19 protein-coding genes and 1 riboswitch are annotated in these 21,506 nt (G+C 37.2%); of the genes, 8 read left to right on the top strand and 11 right to left on the bottom strand.

Features of this window, described 5'->3' with window-relative positions; all coding sequences use genetic code 11:
* Positions 1 to 237: 237 nt before the first annotated feature.
* Positions 238 to 1,110, bottom strand: coding sequence for a Cof-type HAD-IIB family hydrolase (locus ILS93_RS15945; protein ID WP_088047943.1), 873 nt, complete (start codon positions 1,108 to 1,110; stop codon positions 238 to 240).
* A gap of 134 nt (positions 1,111 to 1,244) precedes the next feature.
* Between ILS93_RS15945 and ILS93_RS15950 the strand changes: the two genes are divergently transcribed.
* Entirely contained in the window at positions 1,245 to 1,862 is a 618-nt protein-coding gene (locus ILS93_RS15950) for a DNA-3-methyladenine glycosylase (RefSeq protein WP_088047944.1), read from the top strand.
* Between the two features lie 62 nt (positions 1,863 to 1,924).
* Here ILS93_RS15950 and alsD read toward each other — a convergent pair whose 3' ends face one another.
* Both alsD and alsS read right to left on the bottom strand, forming a co-directional pair.
* On the bottom strand, positions 1,925 to 2,683 hold the full coding sequence (gene alsD, locus ILS93_RS15955; RefSeq protein ID WP_088047945.1) for an alpha-acetolactate decarboxylase: 759 nt from the start codon (positions 2,681 to 2,683) through the stop codon (positions 1,925 to 1,927).
* A 16-nt stretch (positions 2,684 to 2,699) separates the two neighbouring features.
* The gene (alsS, locus tag ILS93_RS15960) at positions 2,700 to 4,388 is read right to left on the bottom strand and encodes an acetolactate synthase AlsS (protein ID WP_088047946.1); all 1,689 of its coding nucleotides are present in this window, start codon (positions 4,386 to 4,388) and stop codon (positions 2,700 to 2,702) included.
* 359 nt (positions 4,389 to 4,747) lie between these two features.
* Between alsS and ILS93_RS15965 the strand changes: the two genes are divergently transcribed.
* Both ILS93_RS15965 and ILS93_RS15970 read left to right on the top strand, forming a co-directional pair.
* Positions 4,748 to 5,305, top strand: coding sequence for an HAAS signaling domain-containing protein (locus tag ILS93_RS15965; RefSeq protein ID WP_064473842.1), 558 nt, complete (start codon positions 4,748 to 4,750; stop codon positions 5,303 to 5,305).
* A gap of 24 nt (positions 5,306 to 5,329) precedes the next feature.
* Positions 5,330 to 5,926: an NDxxF motif lipoprotein gene (locus tag ILS93_RS15970; RefSeq protein ID WP_088047948.1), complete on the top strand. Its 597-nt coding sequence runs from the start codon at positions 5,330 to 5,332 to the stop codon at positions 5,924 to 5,926.
* 42 nt (positions 5,927 to 5,968) lie between these two features.
* On the opposite strand, the gene ILS93_RS15975 is transcribed toward ILS93_RS15970, so the two are convergent.
* Positions 5,969 to 6,325, bottom strand: a complete 357-nt coding sequence (locus ILS93_RS15975) for a YlbF/YmcA family competence regulator (RefSeq protein ID WP_064473844.1) — start codon at positions 6,323 to 6,325, stop codon at positions 5,969 to 5,971.
* A 142-nt stretch (positions 6,326 to 6,467) separates the two neighbouring features.
* A complete protein-coding gene (locus ILS93_RS15980) occupies positions 6,468 to 7,604 on the bottom strand; it encodes a DUF445 domain-containing protein (RefSeq protein WP_222660862.1) in 1,137 nt (378 codons plus the stop codon).
* 134 nt (positions 7,605 to 7,738) lie between these two features.
* Between ILS93_RS15980 and ILS93_RS15985 the strand changes: the two genes are divergently transcribed.
* Positions 7,739 to 8,791, top strand: a complete 1,053-nt coding sequence (locus ILS93_RS15985; protein ID WP_000242701.1) for a YheC/YheD family protein — start codon at positions 7,739 to 7,741, stop codon at positions 8,789 to 8,791.
* Positions 8,792 to 8,811: 20 nt separating this feature from the next.
* On the top strand, positions 8,812 to 10,272 hold the full coding sequence (locus ILS93_RS15990; protein ID WP_064473845.1) for a YheC/YheD family endospore coat-associated protein: 1,461 nt from the start codon (positions 8,812 to 8,814) through the stop codon (positions 10,270 to 10,272).
* Positions 10,273 to 10,288: 16 nt separating this feature from the next.
* Here the strand turns inward: ILS93_RS15990 and ILS93_RS15995 are convergent, their stop codons facing one another.
* A complete protein-coding gene (locus tag ILS93_RS15995; protein ID WP_000510463.1) occupies positions 10,289 to 10,534 on the bottom strand; it encodes a hypothetical protein in 246 nt (81 codons plus the stop codon).
* Positions 10,535 to 10,972: 438 nt separating this feature from the next.
* Here ILS93_RS15995 and sasP point away from each other — a divergent pair, with 438 nt between their 5' ends.
* Entirely contained in the window at positions 10,973 to 11,176 is a 204-nt protein-coding gene (gene sasP / locus ILS93_RS16000; RefSeq protein WP_000013349.1) for a small acid-soluble spore protein, SasP family, read from the top strand.
* Positions 11,177 to 11,227: 51 nt separating this feature from the next.
* On the opposite strand, the gene ILS93_RS16005 is transcribed toward sasP, so the two are convergent.
* From ILS93_RS16005 to ILS93_RS16025, 5 genes are all read right to left on the bottom strand, one after another.
* A complete protein-coding gene (locus ILS93_RS16005) occupies positions 11,228 to 11,962 on the bottom strand; it encodes an amino acid ABC transporter ATP-binding protein (protein ID WP_064473846.1) in 735 nt (244 codons plus the stop codon).
* A 28-nt stretch (positions 11,963 to 11,990) separates the two neighbouring features.
* Positions 11,991 to 12,689, bottom strand: coding sequence for an amino acid ABC transporter permease (locus tag ILS93_RS16010; protein ID WP_088047951.1), 699 nt, complete (start codon positions 12,687 to 12,689; stop codon positions 11,991 to 11,993).
* Positions 12,676 to 13,473 (bottom strand): amino acid ABC transporter substrate-binding protein, encoded by a 798-nt coding sequence (locus ILS93_RS16015; protein ID WP_000732853.1) that lies wholly within the window; start codon positions 13,471 to 13,473, stop codon positions 12,676 to 12,678. The genes ILS93_RS16010 and ILS93_RS16015 overlap by 14 nt, the downstream gene beginning before the upstream one ends.
* Positions 13,474 to 13,745: 272 nt before the next feature.
* Positions 13,746 to 15,746 (bottom strand): ABC transporter ATP-binding protein, encoded by a 2,001-nt coding sequence (locus tag ILS93_RS16020; RefSeq protein ID WP_154131715.1) that lies wholly within the window; start codon positions 15,744 to 15,746, stop codon positions 13,746 to 13,748.
* Positions 15,743 to 17,503, bottom strand: a complete 1,761-nt coding sequence (locus tag ILS93_RS16025) for an ABC transporter ATP-binding protein (protein WP_088047952.1) — start codon at positions 17,501 to 17,503, stop codon at positions 15,743 to 15,745. The genes ILS93_RS16020 and ILS93_RS16025 overlap by 4 nt, the downstream gene beginning before the upstream one ends.
* A 596-nt stretch (positions 17,504 to 18,099) precedes the next feature.
* On the opposite strand from ILS93_RS16025, the gene gapN reads away from it, so the two are divergent.
* Together gapN and ILS93_RS16040 are read left to right on the top strand one after the other, a co-directional pair.
* Complete coding sequence (gene gapN, locus ILS93_RS16030) at positions 18,100 to 19,539, top strand: NADP-dependent glyceraldehyde-3-phosphate dehydrogenase (RefSeq protein ID WP_000213622.1); 1,440 nt, start codon at positions 18,100 to 18,102, stop codon at positions 19,537 to 19,539.
* A gap of 178 nt (positions 19,540 to 19,717) precedes the next feature.
* A riboswitch (Lysine riboswitch) is annotated at positions 19,718 to 19,899 on the top strand.
* Between the two features lie 146 nt (positions 19,900 to 20,045).
* Positions 20,046 to 21,470 carry an amino acid permease gene (locus tag ILS93_RS16040; protein ID WP_064473849.1) on the top strand — a complete coding sequence of 475 codons (1,425 nt, stop codon included), beginning with the start codon at positions 20,046 to 20,048 and terminating at the stop codon, positions 21,468 to 21,470.
* Positions 21,471 to 21,506: the final 36 nt, after the last annotated feature.

The raw sequence follows: 21,506 nt of genomic DNA on the forward strand, positions 1-21,506 counted from the left end.
GATAATACGTGAACGAAACTATCATGCGGAAGTATTTTTGCATATGGAGCTCAATAAAATTAATCTGGAGAATATTTCATGTGGTGTAACTATTTTGGCAACATCAACCACTTTACAACAATTTTCTAAATGATTCAAGTGAATTGTATGAACTTCAGACACAATTTATTCGGTAAAACGTTTTCATTTTTCGAATAAAACTAATAAAAAAACGTAGCCAAAAGCTACGTTTTTCTTTCATCGTTTCGGTGTATTTTTATGATTCTTCAAAAACGGAAGCGGGAATTGCTTACGGAAATGTTCTTTAATCATATACTCTACGCCGTTCTCACTATTCGAACGTGTAATCCAGTCAGCTGCTTGTTTTAACTCTACAGGTGCATTCCCCATTGCTACACCAAGCCCCACATTTTCAATTACTTCTAGATCTTCTAAACTATCTCCAATCGCAACCATTTCGTTTAGCGAAATATTTAAATGCTCTCCAAGCAATTGTAATCCGCGTAATTTTGATACATTTTGCGGCAAAATTTCTATTCGCTTTGAATCACAATCAACATACTCTATATCTTGGAATGCTTTTCTTAATGTATTTATCCCTCGTTCTTTTTCACCTTTACTTTGGAAAATAACATCAATTTTTGGTGCCGCTACTGGATGATCACGAAGTGCATCACCTAACGAGTCTACAAATTGAACCGGATAAAATAACGGATCTGCGCTTGATAATACAGTACGCGCAATTAAGTTTGGTGTATTTCTCTCACGATTTCCAATTGAAAACCGTTCATGAGAAATGCGGACGTTACAATCGAAGTGCTCTAACACTTGCACAATGTTAAACGTCTTCTCTTCCGATAATCTTCTTTGAACGTACGGCTTATCTAAAGTTGCTGAAACGAAAGCACCGCCATGTGTCACTAATATAGAATCTAATTTTAACGCCTTTGCTACTTTATGAGCGGATTGAAAATTACGGCTCGTAAATAATGTAACGTATACATCTTTTCTTTTCACAAATTCAATTGTTTCTCTTAATCCTTTTGCAATTTTTCCGTTGTTGTATAGTAGTGTCCCATCTATATTAAGAGCTAGTAAGCGATAAATCATGTCGCACTCCCCCTCTTCGCTGTTGTACTCTATCCATAATTTATGAAATAAATGTAGCAAATAGAACGAGTTAGAATTACTACTGAAAATTTGGTTTACTATATACATATACACTCAGTAAAGGAGATAGTACGATGCAAGCACCACCTTCCTTTTATGAAGGCGATACGTTAGAAGTAGCAAAGAAATTACTTGGACAAAAACTTGTACATATTGTAGATGGAATAAAACGAAGCGGAATCATTGTAGAAGTAGAGGCATATAAAGGTCCCGATGATAAAGCCGCGCATAGTTACGGCGGCAGACGAACGGACCGTACAGAAGTCATGTTTGGCGCACCGGGGCATGCTTACGTATATTTGATTTACGGTATGTATCATTGTTTTAACGTCATTACAGCGCCAGTTGGCACCCCGCAAGGCATTCTCATTCGAGCCCTTGAACCAGTAGACGGGATTGAAGAAATAAAACTAGCACGTTACAACAAAACAGACGTTACGAAGGCACAATATAAAAATTTAACAAACGGTCCTGGCAAACTATGCCGTGCACTCGGAATTACTTTAGAAGAACGCGGCGTATCGTTACAAAGTGACACATTACATATTGAACTCGTCCGAGAAGAAGAACACATGTCATCACAATATCAAATAACAGCAGGTCCTCGTATTAACATCGACTATGCAGAAGAAGCTGTACATTATCCGTGGCGTTTTTATTATGAAGGGCATCCGTTTGTTTCAAAGAAATAAACGATTCAACAAAAAATATTCATAAAAGAAGACTGTTCCAAAATGGAACAGTCTCTCCCTTTTTACTCCGCGCCTTCCGCAGTCGCAATATTATCCTCTAAATTTTCTCTTGATAATTCAGCCGCCATAAAGTCAGCTGTTTCTGGAAGTGCTAAATGCATATGAGCCTTTTGACAAATTTGGATCGTACAGTTTTCTACCACATAATCGAAAACATGTCCGCCTCCGCTTCTTTCATCATCAATATAATGTAAGTGGAAACCAGCTACACCAATACCTTGCGCATAATCTGGTGTCCAAAATCCAGCTAGCGTACCTTCTGTATGTTTAAATGAAAAGATTGGTTGTGATTTCGTCACTTCAACGAGCGGTGTATACGGTTTTTCTTGTCTTGGAACAGTTCTCGTTCTTACTTCACGGAATGTACCGTCCATTCGAATAGCGTAAAATAAGTTTTTACTTGGCATTAATTCATGTAATAATGCCTCAACTTCTTCACGATTCATCGGGCGCTCTACTGTATAACTCATTTCTTTTTCAAAAAACGTTACAGTCGCAAACGGTGTTGTTTCTTCCGGTTCTACTTTTTCTGCTGAACCGTCTGAACGTAAATGATAAAATTCGTTATCAAACGCAATCATTTCACCATCTAATTGATCAAATGTGCCGATGCCGAAATCACCACGTTCTTTCAATTCCTCAAAGCTAATCACACCATCATATATACCATCTAATAGCGCAAGCATTGTAGATGTTTGATATACTTCATTACTCGTTTTCGTTCTTTTTGCATCAATATCAATGAATTGTGCAACAGTCATCTCAATCATGCCTCCATTAGTTTAATTGGTTTGGTAATAATTTTTCGCTTAATTTAATGTTGTCACGGTAGTCAATTGGAACATCAATAATGACAGGGCCGTCTGCTGCTAGTGCTTCTTTTAATACACCTTCTAATTCATCAGGCGTGTTAACGCGAAGACCTTTTGCACCGAAGCTTTCTGCATATTTCACAAGATCGACATCGCCAAACTCTGTAGCTGATGTTCTACCGTATTTCATCATTTGTTGGAACGCAACCATATCATACGTACCGTCTCTCCATACAAGATGTACGATCGGTGCGTTTAAACGTACCGCTGTTTCTAATTCCATCGAAGAGAATAAGAAACCACCATCACCTGACACGGAAACAACTTTCTTGCCCGGTTCAACTAAAGTAGCGGCAATCGCCCAAGGAAGTGCAACACCTAACGTTTGCATACCGTTACTAAATAATAATCTACGTGGTTCATAAGAACGGAAACATCTTGCCATCCAAATAGAATGTGAACCGATGTCACATGTCACAGTTGTATCGTCACTAATTAAAGAACGAAGTGTACGAATAACTTGAAGCGGATGCGTAACACCTTCTGAAGCACGGTCTGGAACTTCTGCTTGTTCTGATAATTTCGCGCGTAATCGTTCTAACACTGCTTCTGATTTCGAACTTAATACAAGTTTCGGTAATTTTTCTGCAATGCTATTTACAGTTAAAGCGATATCGCCAATTAATTCACGCTCTGGTTGGTAATCATGGTCGATATCCGCTTGATGGTCATCAAGATGAATAATCGTTCTGTCTCCAAGTTTATTCCAGAATTTCGGATCATACTCAATTGGGTCATAACCGATCGAAATAACAAGGTCTGCTTCTTCTAGTAAAATATCACCTGGTTGGTTACGGAATAATCCAACGCGGCCGAAGAAATGATCTTCTAACTCACGTGAAATCGCGCCAGCTGCTTGATATGTTTCAACGACAGGAAGTTCTGTATCAGCAATTAATTCACGAACCGCTTTCGTTACTGCATTCGTGCTCGCTCTCATACCGAGTAAAATAACTGGTAATTTCGCTGATTTTATTTTTTCTACTACATATGTAATTTCATGTGTGGGAGCGATTCCAAGCTGTGGCTTAGAAAGCGCACCGATAGACTCTACAGTCGTTTCCGCAGTCATAACGTCTTGCGGAAGACTTACTAAAGTAGCTCCTGGATTTGTGGAAGTCGCACTTCTAAATGCATTACTAAGTGCTTCTGGCACATTATCAGGATGCTCTACTTCTACGCTATATTTTGTGATTGGTTCGAATAGTGCAGCATTATCCATAGATTGATGCGTACGCTTTAATCTATCCGTACGTGGAACTGCACCAGCTAAAGCAACAACGGGATCACTCTCCGCATTCGCAGTAACAAGACCTGTCGCTAAATTCGATGTCCCTGGTCCTGAAGTTACAAGACATACACCCGGTTTCCCTGTTAATCTACCAATAGCAGCTGCCATAAATGCTGCGTTTTGTTCATGACGACAAACAATTAACTCTGGTCCTCTTTCTTGCAGTACATCAAATACAGAGTCAATCTTCGCTCCTGGAATACCGAAAACATGTGTCACACCTTGTTTAATTAAACAATCAACAACAAGATCTGCTCCTTTTGTTTTTGTTTTCACGTCGTTTGCTTTTACACCTGTACTCAAACTAATCATCCCTTTATTTCATAATGTGTGTAATAAAGATTTTTAATTTCACCTAGTTAATTAATGTGGTGAAGTATTATTTATCATTATATTACAAATGCATTATTTTTCCAACAATATGAATTTGGCAGTTTTTTGACAACCATTAAGGAATACGCTTACAACCCTTTGTTTATCCTAGAATAATAATTTTATATCTCATCTAAAAATGCACGAAAAACTTTCATCTAGTCACAGTATTAAAAACATTACAGTACCTTGCAAAGAACACTACTAAATGATATATTTGTAAATATTGGAATACCCAGCAATTGGAATGTGTTTTGTAATTCATCATTTTATAAAGGAAAGTGATTGTTATGAACAAAAGTGAATTTTTGGAACAACTTAGTTCTTCCCTGCGGAATATGCCTAATGTAGAAAAGAAAGATATTATTTCGGAGTATGAAACTCATTTTATCAGTGGTAAACAAGATGGGAAATGTGAAGAAGAAATTGCTAGAAAACTAGGAAACCCTAAAACGATCGCGAAAGAACTTACTGTTTCCTATGCAATAAGCAATGCTGACAATAAACGAAGCTTTAAAAATATGATAACTGCACTATTTTCTGTTATGAGCTTAAGTGTTTTAAACTTTACCTTTATCATTATCGCCTTTTTCGTATTACTCTTTTTATTACCGATCCTTCTAGCACTTATCATTGCTACTCCATTATTAATTATTTCACCTATTTTATTAATAGGATTAGGATTTTTCAAAGGGTTTCATCAAATTAGTTATTCCGATGTTTATAATGTGTTCATCGCTTTTTGCAGCGGTTTGCTCATATCCGTCATATCTTACCAAATGGTAAAACATCTATACGCAACTTTAGTAAAGTATTTGAAATGGAATATAGCTATTTTACAAAGATAATAATGAATATAAAAGGAGATTAAAATGAAGAAGTATACTTTATATCTACTCATGTTACTTACAATTTTATTTCTATCAGCTTGTTCAAACAGTGCACAACCTACGGAAGAAAACGATATAGAATCTATTAAAGATGTAACGATTAAAATTCCAGAAACTATATTCACTTCCTCACAAAAGAATGTAACGATTAACGAAGACGAAATGAAACAAAATATAAAAACTTATTTAGATTATAGCGGGGAGTTAGACGAAAATATCGTTCCACTTTCATCAGCCATGTCTGACGAGGAAGTCACGGAATCCAACCGAAAGAAATTAAAACAACTAGTAGATTTAGCAAAACAAAATGATGCGAATTTCCATGATTTTATTAGTAACAATACGATCCCTGATGATTACAAACAGCCTTCGAAGGAAATTCATGATTTTATTTCAGCGTCTACGGCACTTTCAGTAGAACTAGAGCAAGAATTAGACAAAATCGCGCAAGATGGTAACTTATTCAAAACTGATTTTTCTTTTACAAAACGCTTTGAGCAAGTTAATGGTAGGAAGCAAAAAGAAATTGAAAAGTTTTTAAAGGAAAAGAAGATTGAGACTGAGTATTTCCACAAATAACAAACAAAAAAGACGCTCCCATACCAGGAGCGTCTTCCACTATTACGCTTGTTGTTGCGCGTTATATAATTCTTCAAGTGGCTGCATGATAATTTTGTTAACGTCAGTGATAACGATATTTAGGCGTTGTTCAGTTTCCATTAACTTTGTGATTTTAGCATCTTGTTGAATGCGAGCTACAACTTCTTGTGCTTTTTGGTTATCTTCTTCAGTGATTTCTTGACCTTGCATCATTTTTTGTTGTAAGCCAAGTTGCATTGTACGGAACTCATCGAATAAGTTCTTTGAAGCCGCATCACCTTGAACTGCTGCGTAGCTTGCTTTTAATGTTTGGAAATCTTCGTTTTCAGCGATTGCTTTTTGTAATTCATATGCAACATCATGAATGTTTTTTGTCATTTTATTTTTCCTCCTTTAGAAGGCTAGCGCTTTTCGCTCACACTGCCTTTTAAGTGCATTTACATACGCACCTCTTCTTACCATATCAAACTATGCAAGAGATGTGAAGAAATTTCACTTTTATTTCTATGTACTCACCTTATTATCTAAGAAACAACAGTAACAGTCCTTGCAAGAGCCCAATCATCCCGCCTAATAGTGCTCCTAAATACGTAATCATTTTCAGTTCATTTTTCGTAATGGACAGCACTAAATCTTCTAGTCTCTCTGTTGAAAACGTAGACACTTCTTGCTGGACAATTTCCGCAAGGTGGAGATTGTTTAATATACTCTCTACGTTTTCTGTTCCCCACTTCAAGCCTTTTGTTACTGCACTTGGAAGCACTTTTTCAATAATTGTTTCTCGAACTGGCTCACATACTCGCTGCACAGATTGATTTAAAAACTTATTCACTGTTTCTTCAACTTTAACTGCTGACAATATGGAGCTTACAATCATTTCTTTTTCTACAAACGTTTCTAATTCTTTTACATCTCTTCCTTTTAACTTTTCCCACTCTTTTTGCAGTACATCAGTTAAAAGCTGCTTTGTGCCATCTTGCCCTAAAAACTTAATAACTTCTGGCTGTACACGATCCACTACACTTACATTTCCTAAAAACATTCCGACTAAGTTAAGCAGCGTTCCCCTAGAAGCAAAGAAATCATCAATCATTTTTGAAAGACGTGCTTTCCCTTCTTCACTTTCAAAAAAACGAATTCCTCGATTTAAAATAAAAGCCGAGACATTTGGAATCGCATTCTCTATTTTTTCATGAACAGAATGAGGTAAAGCCTGTTCCCATGTATATGTATAATACTCTGCTAAAAATGCCTCTATTTTTTCTGTAATCACATGTTCGATTTTCTCGGTTGCTTCTTTTTCTACATGCGCTACGTTCCATTTTTCTAACATTTGTCGTAACGACTGTTCATTCGTAATTACTTTATCCACTTCTACTTGTGTCCATTGAATTAAACTTTTTTGAAACTCTTCATTTGTTAATTTCTTTCCGATTCCTTCTGGCGTTAACAAATGTTCGACAACCATTTTTCCTAATTGAACAGCAAGTTCATCGCGGCGCTTCGGAATTAACCCTGGTGTAAATGGAACTTGAAACTTTCCAATATAAATAGGGCGATGAGGACGAAATAACATTTTTATCGCTAAATGATTTGTGAATCCTCCAATAATCGCTCCGAGCCCTGTCGTCGTTAACATACTTAACCATATATTCATTACAATCAACCTTTCGCTTCTCCAAAACTATAGCATATCATCATACGGACAAAAGTATAATGGTATAAAAACGTATTTGCAATATATAGCTATGCCTATTATGTCAACATTTTGTTAGTAAAGGAGTGATTTCGTTGGTTCTCGGTATTTTAACTTCTCACCCTCATTATGAGCAAATGTATTACACCGAAATCGCTAAACGCGCTCGGTTTTATCATAATGTCGTTGCCCAGTTTACGCCATTTGGTATTGATCCTAAAACAGATCTTGTCTCTGGTCTGATTTATGATACAGATACAGGAAAATGGAAAGAGCAAATATTCCCTATTCCTTCTTATATTTACGATCGTTCTTCTTTTAACGAGGAAACTGACTTCGACAAAGCAAAATCAATTATTCATTCATTACACAACCGTGCTTCCACTACCTTTTTAAATAACACACTCATTGACTTGAGCGAACTACATGATTTATTTCTCACGAATAAAAAATTATCTCCTTATATACCAAAATTCGAAATAGCAACGATACAAAACATTTTCAAACTGTTATTAAAAACAAAAGATATTATTATACGGCCTACTAACACACATTCCAATGAAAGTCTGTACCGGATCGCTTATAAAAATAAAACGTTTCATATCGATACGATAAATGATGACTATCATACTTCTACTCCAATCAAACGGACAGATGAATTTATATCTTGGTACAAATCTAACATACGATCAGCACGTTACATCACCCATACAATGCTGCAACCACCAAATCAATTAACATACCCGCTTCATATTCGAACCATTTTGCAAAAAAATAAAGAACAGAAGTGGACTGCTATCGGCCAATTTATACAAAAAAGCTCCTTTCCGAATCAACTTTTACTTTCAGCAACAGATGATTCCTCGCTGCATTCATTTTCAAAAATTAAATACGTACTATCTAGTACCGGTGTACAATTATTACAAGACGCTTTACATGACATTATAAATGAAGTGTTTCAAACATTAGATGAATCTTATTCTTCGTTATTCGAGCTAGAGCTTTCCACCATTATGGATCAAAAAGGGGCAATTTGGCTTATGTATGTCAACACGATTCCCCCGTACGAACATTACATTCGTCATAGTGATGCACTAGCCGAAAAAATATATCACGGACCACTAAAGTTTAGTCGCTTCACACCATAATGAAAGGAGGTAACACCATTTTGAAAGAGCACATATATACATTAAATATTTCAGATGAGCATCCAAATAGTATTACTTTACCTTATATTTTTTCCATTACACCACCAATTGCATCTCTTTCCTTCGGCGTACGCCATGTTGCAAGTGAAGAGGTGAAAATTCATTATTCCTTTACTCGCGAAATCATTATCGGAAAACAAATTGCAGAGAAACTTTTACTTCCTCATTCCACTACTATCCATGCATTCACGCAAAATGAAACCATTATTTTCGGACCGTTAATCGGGATTTTCACAACTGGTTTTAACGATGACTCTTCTAATCCTTTAGGAAACCGTTCAACTTCTCTCAGTGAGTTACTAACGCCGCCATTCACCTTGCGACCATTTGTATTTGTTTTTGGTGTGCAACATATAAACTGGGCAGACGAAACAATTGAAGGGTATTTCTTTCAAGAGGAACAGTGGATTAAGAAAAAAGTCCCTTTACCGAATGTCATTTATGATCGATTACCAAATCGGAAAGCCGAAAATTATAAACCGATCGTAAGAGCAAAAAGAAAATTAGAGCATGACTATGCTATTCCATGGTTTAATCCAGGCTTTTTCAATAAATGGGAAGTGCATCAACTTCTTATGAAAGATGAATCCATTATCCCCTTATTACCAAACACGGAAGCTTTTCAACATTTCGAACAAGTAGAACGCTTTCTTGGCACGTATAAATCTGTTTACATGAAACCGATACACGGTAGCTTCGGGAGAAACATTCATCAAATATTTTACTCTCAAACAGAGAATTGCTACTACTGTCGTTATCGCGAAAATGAAGAAAATAAACTAAGAAAGTACCAATCATTAGAAACGCTTCTGAACCATGTATTAAAAGGACATGATTTAAAAAAATTTATCGTACAACAAGGTATTTCCTTACTTCGCTTCGATGGGCAACCTGTTGATTTTCGCATTCACACAAATAAAAATCATTTTGGCCAATGGATGGTCAGTGCAATCGTTGCAAAAATTGCTGGCAAAGGTAGCTTAACAACGCATGTAAATAGCGGTGGCGATACAAAATTACTGCAAGAACTTTTTCCGGATTCAACGAAACAAGTTCAAATTGAAAATAAATTAAAACATACAGCCTTACAAATCAGTTACGCGCTCGATGAACAAGTAACCGGAAATATTGGAGAGATTGGTTTTGATATCGGTTTAGACACGCAAGAAAACCCGTGGCTCTTTGAAGCAAACTCTAAACCTGGGCGAACTGTATTCCAAGATGAAAAGTTAAAAGAACAAAGTGAACTGACGCGCCAATTATTTTACGAATATGCCATCTACTTAACTGAACATTCTTTGCGCGATGCAAAAGAAAAAATGGCTCAAATAAAATCCGGAACTCCATCAAACACCGAACATATCCCATCCCCTATGATTCACTCACAAATACGAAAACAAAAACTTCCACCTCATTCATAAGGTGGAAGTTTTCTATTTACACAAGTTTCACTACAACCTCTGTTTCCACATTACACATCCCGCAATAAAAAACATGATTGCAGTACTCTTGTGAATTACTATGTGTTAAACCATCTACTGCACTTAATAATTCTTGATCCATATACGCACTATAATCGTCTATGTAATCTACAGTTTTCCCATAATCTTGGAGTATACCTTGGCAATTTTGACAAGAATATGTTTGTGATTCTAATGCGTTGCAAAGCGGGCAAATTCCCATCACGATTCCTCCATACGTTATCATTTACAAGCAGATTGAAGAGAGCATCTAGCCGTGCATAGGAGCGTCCTGTCCCCCTACTTAAAATAGAACTATAAAATTGCTACCGATTTAATTTTAGTAAGTCATAAATAAGAAGTTAATGATTTGCCCCACAATAGCGGGATACAAAAAGAAAACCATATTTCATATCGCTCTTAGTTTAGCCTTCTTTCTAAAAAATACAACGATTACTCTTATTTCATAATTTACGAAATCACTAAGATTTTTTTACAAAATTTACAAATTATTATTTCGTATATCTTTCTAGGTAACATCCATACTATGAGTACAAACTTAATTACCGATGGATTAGCGCCAAACGGGGCGATAATCTGGTTCAAATCCAGCTAGTCCAACCCAAAAAAATTTTTCTAACTCTAAGGAGGATATATTCCTATGGCAAACCAAAGTTCTTACAATCAATTAGTAGTACCAGGAGCAACAGCTGCAATCGATCAAATGAAGTACGAAATCGCTCAAGAATTTGGTGTACAATTAGGGGCAGATTCTACGGCTCGCGCTAACGGTTCTGTTGGTGGAGAAATTACAAAACGTCTAGTTGCAATGGCTGAGCAAAGCCTTGGCGGATTCCAAAAATAAATATATATGGCAAAAAGGTCTCAAGGCATATGCCTTGAGACCTTCCTTCATTTACTGCAACATTTGTAAAAACTTCTTCGTGCGTTCTTCTTTTGGATTTGTAAATACATCTTCTGGTGTACCTTGTTCGACAACGACACCGCCATCCATGAAAATAACGCGGTTCGCAATTTGATGCGCAAAACGCATTTCGTGCGTTACAATCACCATCGTCATGCCTTCTTTAGCAAGTTCTTTCATTACTTTCAGAACTTCTTGAACAAGTTCAGGATCAAGTGCTGACGTCGGTTCATCAAATAGTAATACTTCCGGCTCCATCGCAAGCGCGCGAGCAATTCCAACGCGCTGTTGTTGTCCGCCTGATAATTGGAACGGATATAAGTCTACTTTATCCGCAAGACCAACTTTTTCAAGGAAATAGTTTGCTTTTTTCTTCGCTTCTTCTTTCCCCATCTTTTTCACTGTAATGAGCCCTTCCATTACATTTTGAAGTGCTGTTAAATGAGGGAATAGATTATGGTGCTGGAATACCATACCTGTTTGCGTACGAAGATTGACAATATCTTTCTTCGATACTTTTTGAGAGAAGTCGAGCTCTTTATTACCGATGCGAATATTACCAGCGTTCGGCGTTTCTAACACGTTGAGACAACGCAGGAATGTCGTTTTACCAGATCCCGATGGCCCGATAATAACAACAACTTCCCCCTTCTCAACTGATAAATCTATATGTTTTAGTACGGTATTATCTCCGAAACTTTTTTGTAAATGTTGAATTGAAATCATAAAAACAAAAACTCCTTTTATGAAAGGGTTATTTTAGAGTGTAACGTTCTGAACGTTTTTCTAATATTTGTTGCACAATAGATAATAAGAAGCAAATTGCCCAATAAATTAGACCTGCTTCGAAATAAACAATTAAAAACTCGTAGTTCATTGCCGCAATTTCCTGCGCTTTTCGGAACATTTCTGTTACTAAAATTAACGATGCTAATGAAGTATCCTTCACTAAACTAATAAATGTATTCGAAAGCGGCGGAATAGATACTCGCGTTGCCTGCGGTAAAATAACACGTTTTAATGCTTGCGGGTATGTCATCCCAATTGTGTAAGCTGCTTCCCACTGTCCTTTCGGGATTGAAAGGATAGAAGCACGAATAATTTCAGATGCATACGCACCAACATTTAACGAGAATCCAATAACTGCTGCTGTATATGGCTCAACTTCAATATTAAGAGTTGGAAGACCATAGAAAATAATAAATAACTGTACAAGAAGTGGCGTTCCGCGAATGATAGATACATAGATACGAGCAATCCATTGTAAAATACGACTACCTGAAATACGTGCAAGCGCCGTTAACGTCGCAAGTATAATCCCGATAATAAATGTAATAAGCGTTAATGGAATTGTCGTAAATACAGCTTCCTTCAGCATAGGCATGAAGGAAGAATGCATAATATCTATCCAAGTAGACAATCGATCTGAAACCAGCGCACTACTTAGATACATTTTCACCGAACCATTTTTTCGCTATTTTATCGTACGTACCATCTTTTTTCATATCTTCTAACGCTTTATTTACTTCTTGTACTAGCTTGTCGCTACCTTTACGGAATAAGAATCCACTTTGTGACGCTTCTTTTTCTGTATCTACAATTTTAATTTTTGCATCTTTTTTCGTTTCTAAGTAGTTTAATACTGATAACTTATCATTAATTGTGAAATCAACGCGTCCAGTATTTAATAATTCTGCCGCTTGGCTAAATCCTTCTACATTCGTGATTTCCGCACCATTTTTCTTAGCAATATCTGCATAGTTACTTGTTAAAGATTGTGCTGCTTTTAATCCTTTTACATCAGCAAATGTAGCAGGTTTATCTTTATCCTTCGCAATAACTAATACCGCTGAAGATGAAACATATGGGCTAGAGAAGTCATATTTCTTTTGGCGATCTTCACGAATACCAACTTCGTTTGCAACCATGTCGAAACGTTTTGCATCTAGACCAGCAAGTAAGCTATCCCATTGTGTTTCTTTAAATACAGGTTTTACTCCTAAACGTTTTGAAACTTCTTCTGCTAATTCAACGTCAAATCCAGTTAATTTATTGCTTGAATCGTGGAATGTGAACGGTGGATATGTACCTTCTGTTCCAATTACAAGTTCACCACTTTGTTTTATCTTTTGTAACGCATCTTGACTAGCTGTATCTTTTTTCTCTTCTTTGCCGCAGCCTGCTACAATCCCGATCGCTAAAGTAGTTACTGCAAGAACTGAAAATAATTTTTTCATGATGGTAATCCTCCAAGTATTCTGATAGGAATTTAAAAACTATATTGATTGTATGCAATCTTGAACAATTTTTCAATGAAAATGTTCTTATTTAGTTTATCCTTTTTCTTCATAATCAAACAAAAGGGGAAAATAACGCTACATACAAAAAATAAGTAACATTTTTTAATATAGCATTTATAGATAAAAAGGTAAAACAATACTTCTTATTTAACTGTCATGATTCACTAAAAAAAGAACTTGCAAAAATCGCAAGTTCTCCTCCATACATATTAGGCGCTCTGGTTTCCTTCCATTTGCGTTTTGTACATATCGTAATAACGCCCACGCTTTTTCATTAGTTCATCATGAGAGCCTTTTTCTAAAATTGTTCCTCTATCAAGTACAATAATTTGATCTGCGCTTTTAATTGTGGAAAGACGGTGAGCGATAATAAATGTCGTTCTTCCTTTTTTCACAACTTCTAACGCTTGTTGGATCATCGCCTCTGTTTCTGTATCAATACTAGACGTTGCTTCATCTAAAATTAAAATGGCTGGGTCAAAAGCGAGTGCCCTAGCAAACGAAATAAGCTGACGTTCTCCAGTGGAAAGCGTGCTTCCCTTTTCTGTAATTTCTTCATTTATATTGTTCGCAAACCGTTCCGCACCAACATCACGCAATGCTTTTACGATGCGCTCTTTTGAAATTTTTTCGTTCTCTAAGCTTACGTTAGAAGCGACCGTCCCGCTAAATAAAAACGGATCTTGCAGTACGATTCCCATATGTTCACGCGTTGCTTGTTTCGGCATCGCTTTTACATCGTGACCATCAATCGTAAGCTTCCCTTTTTCAAACTCATAAAACTGGAAGAGTACATTCATAATGGAACTTTTTCCTGATCCAGTATGACCGACAAGTGCCACTGTCTCGCCTTGTTTCGCTTCAAAAGAAATATTTTTTAGTACTTCATCTTTTCCATTATAAGAAAACGACACATTATCAAACTTTACATTTCCTTGTAAGCGAGGCATACGTTCCTCTTCTACTGCTTCCCCTTTTTCCTCTAACAATTCAAAAACACGTTCTGATGCAACACGCGATTGTTCCAAGTTAGCAAGCTGATTTACCATATTTGTAATTGGTGAGAACAATCGTGTTAAATAATCAACGAACGCATATAGTATCCCTAGAGAAATGACGCCTGAAGCACTTAATGAAGCGCCACCGAAGTACCAAATCACACCTGTGAAAGCTATATTTCTTAATACAGACACTAAATTATGAGAAGTTGCTGCATTTAAATTCAAAATTTTATTTTGATATTTAAAATAATCGCCATTTAATTCTTCAAACTCTTTTTTCGTTTCACGCTCTTGACGGAACGCTTGAATAATTGGCATACCTTGAATGGATTCATTAACTGTTCCATTAATATCAGATAAACGTGAACGCATTTTATGGTTGTATACAGATGCATACTTTCTATAAAGAATCGCCCACACAATTAAAATCGGGATGATAAGTAAACATAACGTCGCCAGTTTTACATCGAGTAAAAATAGCGCAGCGAATATCCCGATAATATAAATGATACTAGAAACGAATGTCGCCAGTACCGTTACGTATAAATCACGAATGGCTTCCGTATCATTCGTAACACGTGATACAATTTTCCCTGCTGGTAAATGATCGAAATAACGAATCGGCAACGTTTGAATATGAGAAAAGACATCTTCCCTCATAATTTGAATAATTTTGTTCGCTGCCTTCTGTAGGAAAAATTGCTTTCCGTATGCAAATAATGAAACGACTACTAATAAAGCGAAGTAGCCACCACCAAGTAATAATAGGGGGCTTATTTCTGGTTTATAAAAAGCAAACACTTCTTCTTTCGTTAATACTTTCGCTTTATACACTTGCACCGCCTTACCATTTTGAACGGTAATCATATCACCTTTTACAGTACGTGACCCTTCAGCATTCACTTTATTTGGCACAAAGTAATATTGAAAACCGACCTGCATTACGCGTACTTCTTTTCCTTTTTTCTCACCTTCCTGGAAGCGATCACTTCGCTTATAAAAGGCGCCATTATACGAAACAGCCTCTTCACTCTTTTCTGTTTCATACCAAGGTTTCTCTATCCCGACGATATGATCGTCAATCATCGTTTTCGCGACGAAAGGACCAGCAAGTTCTGCGATGACGAAAATAAATAACATTAGCATCGCTGCAAAAATCGTCCCTTTTACTTTCATCGCATATTGAAACAATCGTTTTGATACGCTCATATTTTCACCCCACTATCCGCACTTTCACTTTCCCCTTGTTGTCTTTCAAACTGCTCCGCATACCAGCCTCCGCTTTGAATAAGCTGTTCATGCGTACCTTCTTCCATTACTTCACCTTCATCCATAACGAGAATCCAATCCGCGTGTTGTACGGCAGATAAACGGTGCGTCGTAATAATCGTCGTCTTTCCGCTTCTTTCTGTTCTTATATTCTCGATGATCGCTGCTTCCGTACGAGCATCAACAGCTGATAAAGAATCGTCCAAAATTAAAATTTCCGGATTTTGAATAACAGCTCGCGCAATTGAAATCCTTTGTTTTTGCCCTCCTGATAAAGAAACACCCTTCTCTCCGACGAGCGTTTCTAACCCTTCTGGTAAAAACTCTAAATCCTTTGTAAACGCCGCAATTTCAATCGCTTTCTCGAGTTCTTCTTCCGTCGCTTCTCGGTTTCCAAATAAAATATTTTCCCTCGCTGTTTTGGAGAACAAAATATGTTCCTGAGGTACATACCCAATCCACCCGAGTACATTTTCATTCGTTATTTTATCTAACGTCACATCAGAGACTGCAATATCCCCATCTCCAAGCGGATATTGACGAAGAAGCTGACGTACGAGCGTCGTTTTTCCGCTTCCTGTTTTTCCAACAACCCCAAGCGTTTCCCCTTGTTTTAATGTAAACGAAACCTTTTTCAAATTTTCTCCAGTCGATGAAGGATATGAAAAGGAAACATCCTCAAACTGAATATAGTCCGGCTCTTGTACAAGCTTTGGATTTTTCGGATTCTTGACATCTGGTTCATACGCTAACGTTTCATTCACACGGTCTAATGATGCATTTCCTCTTTGCATAACATTAATTAATTCGCCAATTGCAAACATCGGCCAAATCATCATCCCTAAATACACGTTAAATGAAACGAGTTCGCCAAGTGTTACCTTTGATTGAAATACAAGATACGCGCCGTACACTAAACCAATTAAATAACTAAGACCGACAAGCATTTTCACAGTCGGCTGGAATAATGCATCGATTCTTGCTACCTTCATATTTTTTTCGTAGACGTCATCTCCTAACTGATGAAACCTTCCCTCATCTGCATTCTCTTGTACGTATGCACGAATAACGCGCACGCCAGCGATCGATTCAAGTACTTTATCATTCATATCTCCGAACGCATCTTGCGCAACGGTAAATCTCTCATGCAATTTCTTTCCATATATGTTCATCGCATACGCCATAATCGGAAGCGGTATAAGCGCCGCAAATGTAAGCTCCCAACTGATTGTAAATCCCATCATAAAGACAATCGTAAGCATATATAAACTCGAATCCACGAGCGTTAATATACCGAAACCAGCTGTCATAGCAATTGCTTTTAAATCATTTGTCGCTCTCGCCATTAAATCACCCGTACGATTTTTATGATAAAACGTCGGTGTCATTTTAAGTAAGTGCCCCATAAATTTGGAGCGCATCGTCTTCTCCAGTACGAATGCTCCCCCAAACAGCTGATGTTGCCAAACGAAAGTAAGACCATATCCAATTACCGTAACCCCTATTAAAATAAGAATAAATTGTATAATCGCCGCATTCGTTAACGTTCCTGTTTTTATATTATCAATCGTAACCCCTAACACTTTCGGGGGAATGACTTCAACTATATTTACAATTAAAAGAGCTCCAATGGCGATACTATATCTCTTCCAATGCTCTTTAAAAAACCATTTTAACTTTAGTAATACTGATAACAATGTAACCTCTCCCCTCTCGTTCTCGTTTCACTCCCATTTCTTTATCCACTATCTAGACCCATCACATTTACATTTCGTAACCCATACAATCTCATCACATTTTTCCACCTTCCAAAGTTTTTTATCGGAACCAAACAAGGGAAAATAAACAAAAAAAAGCATACCGCCGCTTGACGATATGCACAAAAATGCATAAAAGCGTACGTTACGATATACGCAACATACGCTTTTCATAAGACAAAGATGCCCTATATATCCGTACGGGTTGCGTAATGATATGAATGTTTTCTGCCATTTAACAGAGCTAAGCCCATTACATTTACGATTACAATCATTACGCACACCCCCTTCATTTATTTTCCATTTATAATCTTACAACTTTATTGAGTATTCTGTCAATTGTTTTTTTTGCAAACCGAATAAAAATATACGCTACATCATTTTGAAATAAGGGAATCTTCTGTAAGAAAGGGCATACAAAACAAAAAAAGAATAAGAAATCGTTTTCACAAACATTTCATTTGAAAAATGTTATCAAACACCCTACAATCACCTTATACTCACTCTTACAAGTTGCTATTTTAGGAGGACTAATCATGACAACTAGCAATACGTACAAATTTTATTTAAACGGAGAATGGAGAGAAAGCTCTTCAGGAGAAACAATCGAAATTCCATCTCCATACTTACACGAAGTAATTGGACAAGTACAAGCAATTACTCGCGGAGAAGTAGATGAAGCAATTGCATCTGCAAAAGAAGCTCAAAAATCATGGGCGGAAGCTTCTCTACAAGATCGCGCAAAATATTTATATAAATGGGCTGATGAGCTCGTAAATATGCAAGATGAAATTGCCGATATCATTATGAAAGAAGTCGGTAAAGGATATAAAGATGCGAAGAAAGAAGTTGTTCGTACAGCTGATTTCATTCGTTACACAATTGAAGAAGCTCTTCATATGCACGGAGAAAGCATGATGGGCGATAGCTTCCCTGGCGGAACGAAATCGAAACTTGCGATCATCCAACGCGCACCACTTGGTGTTGTATTAGCAATCGCACCATTTAACTACCCAGTGAACTTATCTGCTGCAAAACTTGCACCAGCATTAATTATGGGTAACGCTGTTATTTTCAAACCAGCAACTCAAGGTGCAATTAGCGGTATTAAAATGGTTGAAGCACTTCATAAAGCTGGCCTTCCAAAAGGTCTTGTAAACGTAGCTACAGGACGCGGTTCTGTAATTGGTGACTACTTAGTAGAGCACGAAGGTATCAATATGGTATCGTTCACAGGTGGTACAAACACAGGTAAACATTTAGCGAAAAAAGCTGCAATGATTCCACTTGTATTAGAACTTGGTGGTAAAGACCCTGGTATCGTTCGTGAAGATGCTGACTTACAAGATGCTGCAAACCATATCGTAAGCGGTGCATTCTCTTACTCTGGTCAACGTTGTACAGCTATTAAACGTGTACTTGTACACGAAAACGTAGCAGACGAGCTTGTTGGCTTATTAAAAGCGCAAGTAGCTGAGCTATCAGTTGGATCTCCAGAACAAGACAGCACAATCGTTCCATTAATCGACGACAAGTCTGCTGACTTCGTTCAAGGTTTAGTTGATGACGCTGTTGAAAAAGGTGCAACAATTGTTATCGGTAACAAACGTGAGCGTAACTTAATTTATCCAACATTAATCGACCACGTAACAGAAGAAATGAAAGTTGCTTGGGAAGAGCCATTCGGCCCAATCCTTCCAATCATCCGTGTTTCTTCAGATGAGCAAGCAATTGAGATTGCTAACAAATCAGAGTTCGGTCTGCAAGCAAGTGTCTTCACAAAAGACATTAACAAAGCATTTGCAATTGCTAACAAAATCGAAACTGGTTCTGTTCAAATTAACGGACGCACAGAGCGCGGCCCTGACCACTTCCCATTCATCGGTGTAAAAGGTTCAGGTATGGGCGCACAAGGTATTCGTAAGAGCCTTGAGTCTATGACACGTGAAAAAGTAACTGTATTAAACTTAGTTTAATCCTATATGTAGAAGCTGATCTAGTTTTAGATCAGCTTCTTTTTATATCAAATAATTATCCATTCCTAATCACAAACTCTTCTCTATAATCTGATTATTACTATATCCATTGACGTATAAAAATTCATTTGTTACTCTTAAAGACGTTAATTTAATATTTAAATCCTCATTCGTATCTCGGTGAGGTAGAGGTTGCAATCATTAAGAGTATCGTTTCAGGAGATGTAGTGGCATTGATGAAGGAATGAGAAAGGAATGATTGCCGAAGTAAGTCGTGTCCACCATGCACGCTTGCTGGGTCTGCATTTAATAAGTGCAGAACTGTCACAAACGTTTCGTTTGTGGAGAGCTATCGAGAGGTATGTCGTGGGTTTCTTATAAGATAGAAAGCATGTAGCGGCAAATTACGTGCTTTTTTTGTTTTGTTTGGGACTTCTCTTCTCTACTAAGAAGACATACATATCTCCTCGCTTGACTTGGTTATACTAACTTTGGAGGTATTTTCTATGCAACAAAAAAAATGGGGCTTTTGGGTACTAACAGCTTTCGTTGTCGGTAACATGGTTGGCGCTGGTATTTTCATGGTGCCAAGTACGTTAGCACAAACAGCAAGCCCTCTCGGTGTCACTTTAGCTTGGTTAACAACAGGGTTTGGTGTTTTAATGCTAGCTCTTGTTTTCGGTAATTTAGCAATTCGTCGTCCTGATTTAACGACAGGACCACAAAGTCATGCATATGCTTTATTCTCAACACCAAAAAAGAAAAAAATGGCTGGTTTCAGTATGGTATGGGGATATTGGGTTGCAAACTGGGCAAGTAACGTTGCCATCATTACATCTTTCGCGGGATATTTATCACTCTTCTTCCCAATTATGAAAGATACACGACTACTATTTTCAATCGGTTCTTTTAACATAGAAGTTGGAAAACTAATTACATTTACTATTTGTTCCATCTTACTTTGGGGAACTCATATTATATTAACAAACGGTGTAAGCGGAGCTGGAAAGTTAAACTTCTTAGCAACAACAACGAAAGTAACGGGATTCCTTTTATTCATCGTCGTTACGTTATTTGCATTCGAAGCTTCTAAATTTGGACAATGGTACACACCGATGATCGATAAATCAGGTGTATCACACGGCCTTCTTTCACAAGTAAACTTAGCCGCTCTTACAACGCTTTGGGCATTTATCGGAATTGAATCAGCAGTACTTTTATCAAACCGTGCTACCTCTCCTAAAACAGTAAAACGCGCAACAGTTGCGGGGTTACTTATTACAGTTGCGATTTACTTAGGAATTACAATTTTAACAATGGGTGTACTTCACGTTGATAAATTACAAGCTTCTGAACGTCCATTAGCAGACGCATTGAATGCTGCGATGGGTCATGGCGGCGGGAAACTGATGGCATTACTTGCTCTTACTTCCCTATTCGGTTCTATATTAGGCTGGATTTTATTAAGCTCAGAAGTACCGTATCAAGCAGCAAAAGAAGGTTTCTTCCCTTCCTTCTTCACGAAAACAAATAAAAAAGGAAGTCCAATTTACTCATTACGATTAACAAACATTATGTCGCAAGTGTTCTTATTCTCAACATTATCAGGAACCATTGCGGAAGCTTATACATTCGTTATTACCGTATCAACACTGGCCTACCTCATTCCATATCTCGTTTCACCAATCTTCCAGTTAAAACTAGTCGCTACTGGTGAAACATATAAAAATGAAATGCGGGCAAGAATTACAGATGGCATAGTCGCAGTAATCGCACTTTGCTACGCACTATGGGTTATTAAAACCGGCGCATCCGATATAAAAACGTTCCTTCTCGGAATTGGTTTATTCGTAATCGGATTTGCTTTCTATCCATTAATGAATCGTGATGAGAAAAAAAATAACGAAAAGAAAAACGAGCAAGTTGCGTAACGCAATTTGCTCGTTTTTTCTTTTATAAAAAATATA

It is taken from the genome of Bacillus sp. 16GRE42 (assembly GCF_019837435.1).
GTDB lineage: Bacteria > Bacillota > Bacilli > Bacillales > Bacillaceae_G > Bacillus_A > Bacillus_A wiedmannii.

Excerpts from the sequence above, each read along its gene's own strand:
- ILS93_RS15950 (WP_088047944.1), top strand. The coding sequence starts at position 1,245 with ATGCAAGCACCACCTTCCTTTTATGAAGGCGATACGTTAGAAGTAGCA.
- ILS93_RS15970 (WP_088047948.1), top strand. The coding sequence starts at position 5,330 with ATGAAGAAGTATACTTTATATCTACTCATGTTACTTACAATTTTATTT.
- ILS93_RS16040 (WP_064473849.1), top strand. The coding sequence starts at position 20,046 with ATGCAACAAAAAAAATGGGGCTTTTGGGTACTAACAGCTTTCGTTGTC.
- ILS93_RS15980 (WP_222660862.1), bottom strand. The coding sequence starts at position 7,604 with ATGAATATATGGTTAAGTATGTTAACGACGACAGGGCTCGGAGCGATT.
- ILS93_RS15945 (WP_088047943.1), bottom strand. The coding sequence starts at position 1,110 with ATGATTTATCGCTTACTAGCTCTTAATATAGATGGGACACTACTATAC.
- ILS93_RS16005 (WP_064473846.1), bottom strand. The coding sequence starts at position 11,962 with ATGATTTCAATTCAACATTTACAAAAAAGTTTCGGAGATAATACCGTA.
- sasP (WP_000013349.1), top strand. The coding sequence starts at position 10,973 with ATGGCAAACCAAAGTTCTTACAATCAATTAGTAGTACCAGGAGCAACA.
- gapN (WP_000213622.1), top strand. The coding sequence starts at position 18,100 with ATGACAACTAGCAATACGTACAAATTTTATTTAAACGGAGAATGGAGA.
- ILS93_RS16015 (WP_000732853.1), bottom strand. The coding sequence starts at position 13,473 with ATGAAAAAATTATTTTCAGTTCTTGCAGTAACTACTTTAGCGATCGGG.
- ILS93_RS16010 (WP_088047951.1), bottom strand. The coding sequence starts at position 12,689 with ATGTATCTAAGTAGTGCGCTGGTTTCAGATCGATTGTCTACTTGGATA.
- alsD (WP_088047945.1), bottom strand. The coding sequence starts at position 2,683 with ATGACTGTTGCACAATTCATTGATATTGATGCAAAAAGAACGAAAACG.
- ILS93_RS15965 (WP_064473842.1), top strand. The coding sequence starts at position 4,748 with ATGAACAAAAGTGAATTTTTGGAACAACTTAGTTCTTCCCTGCGGAAT.
- ILS93_RS15995 (WP_000510463.1), bottom strand. The coding sequence starts at position 10,534 with ATGGGAATTTGCCCGCTTTGCAACGCATTAGAATCACAAACATATTCT.
- ILS93_RS15975 (WP_064473844.1), bottom strand. The coding sequence starts at position 6,325 with ATGACAAAAAACATTCATGATGTTGCATATGAATTACAAAAAGCAATC.
- ILS93_RS16020 (WP_154131715.1), bottom strand. The coding sequence starts at position 15,746 with ATGAGCGTATCAAAACGATTGTTTCAATATGCGATGAAAGTAAAAGGG.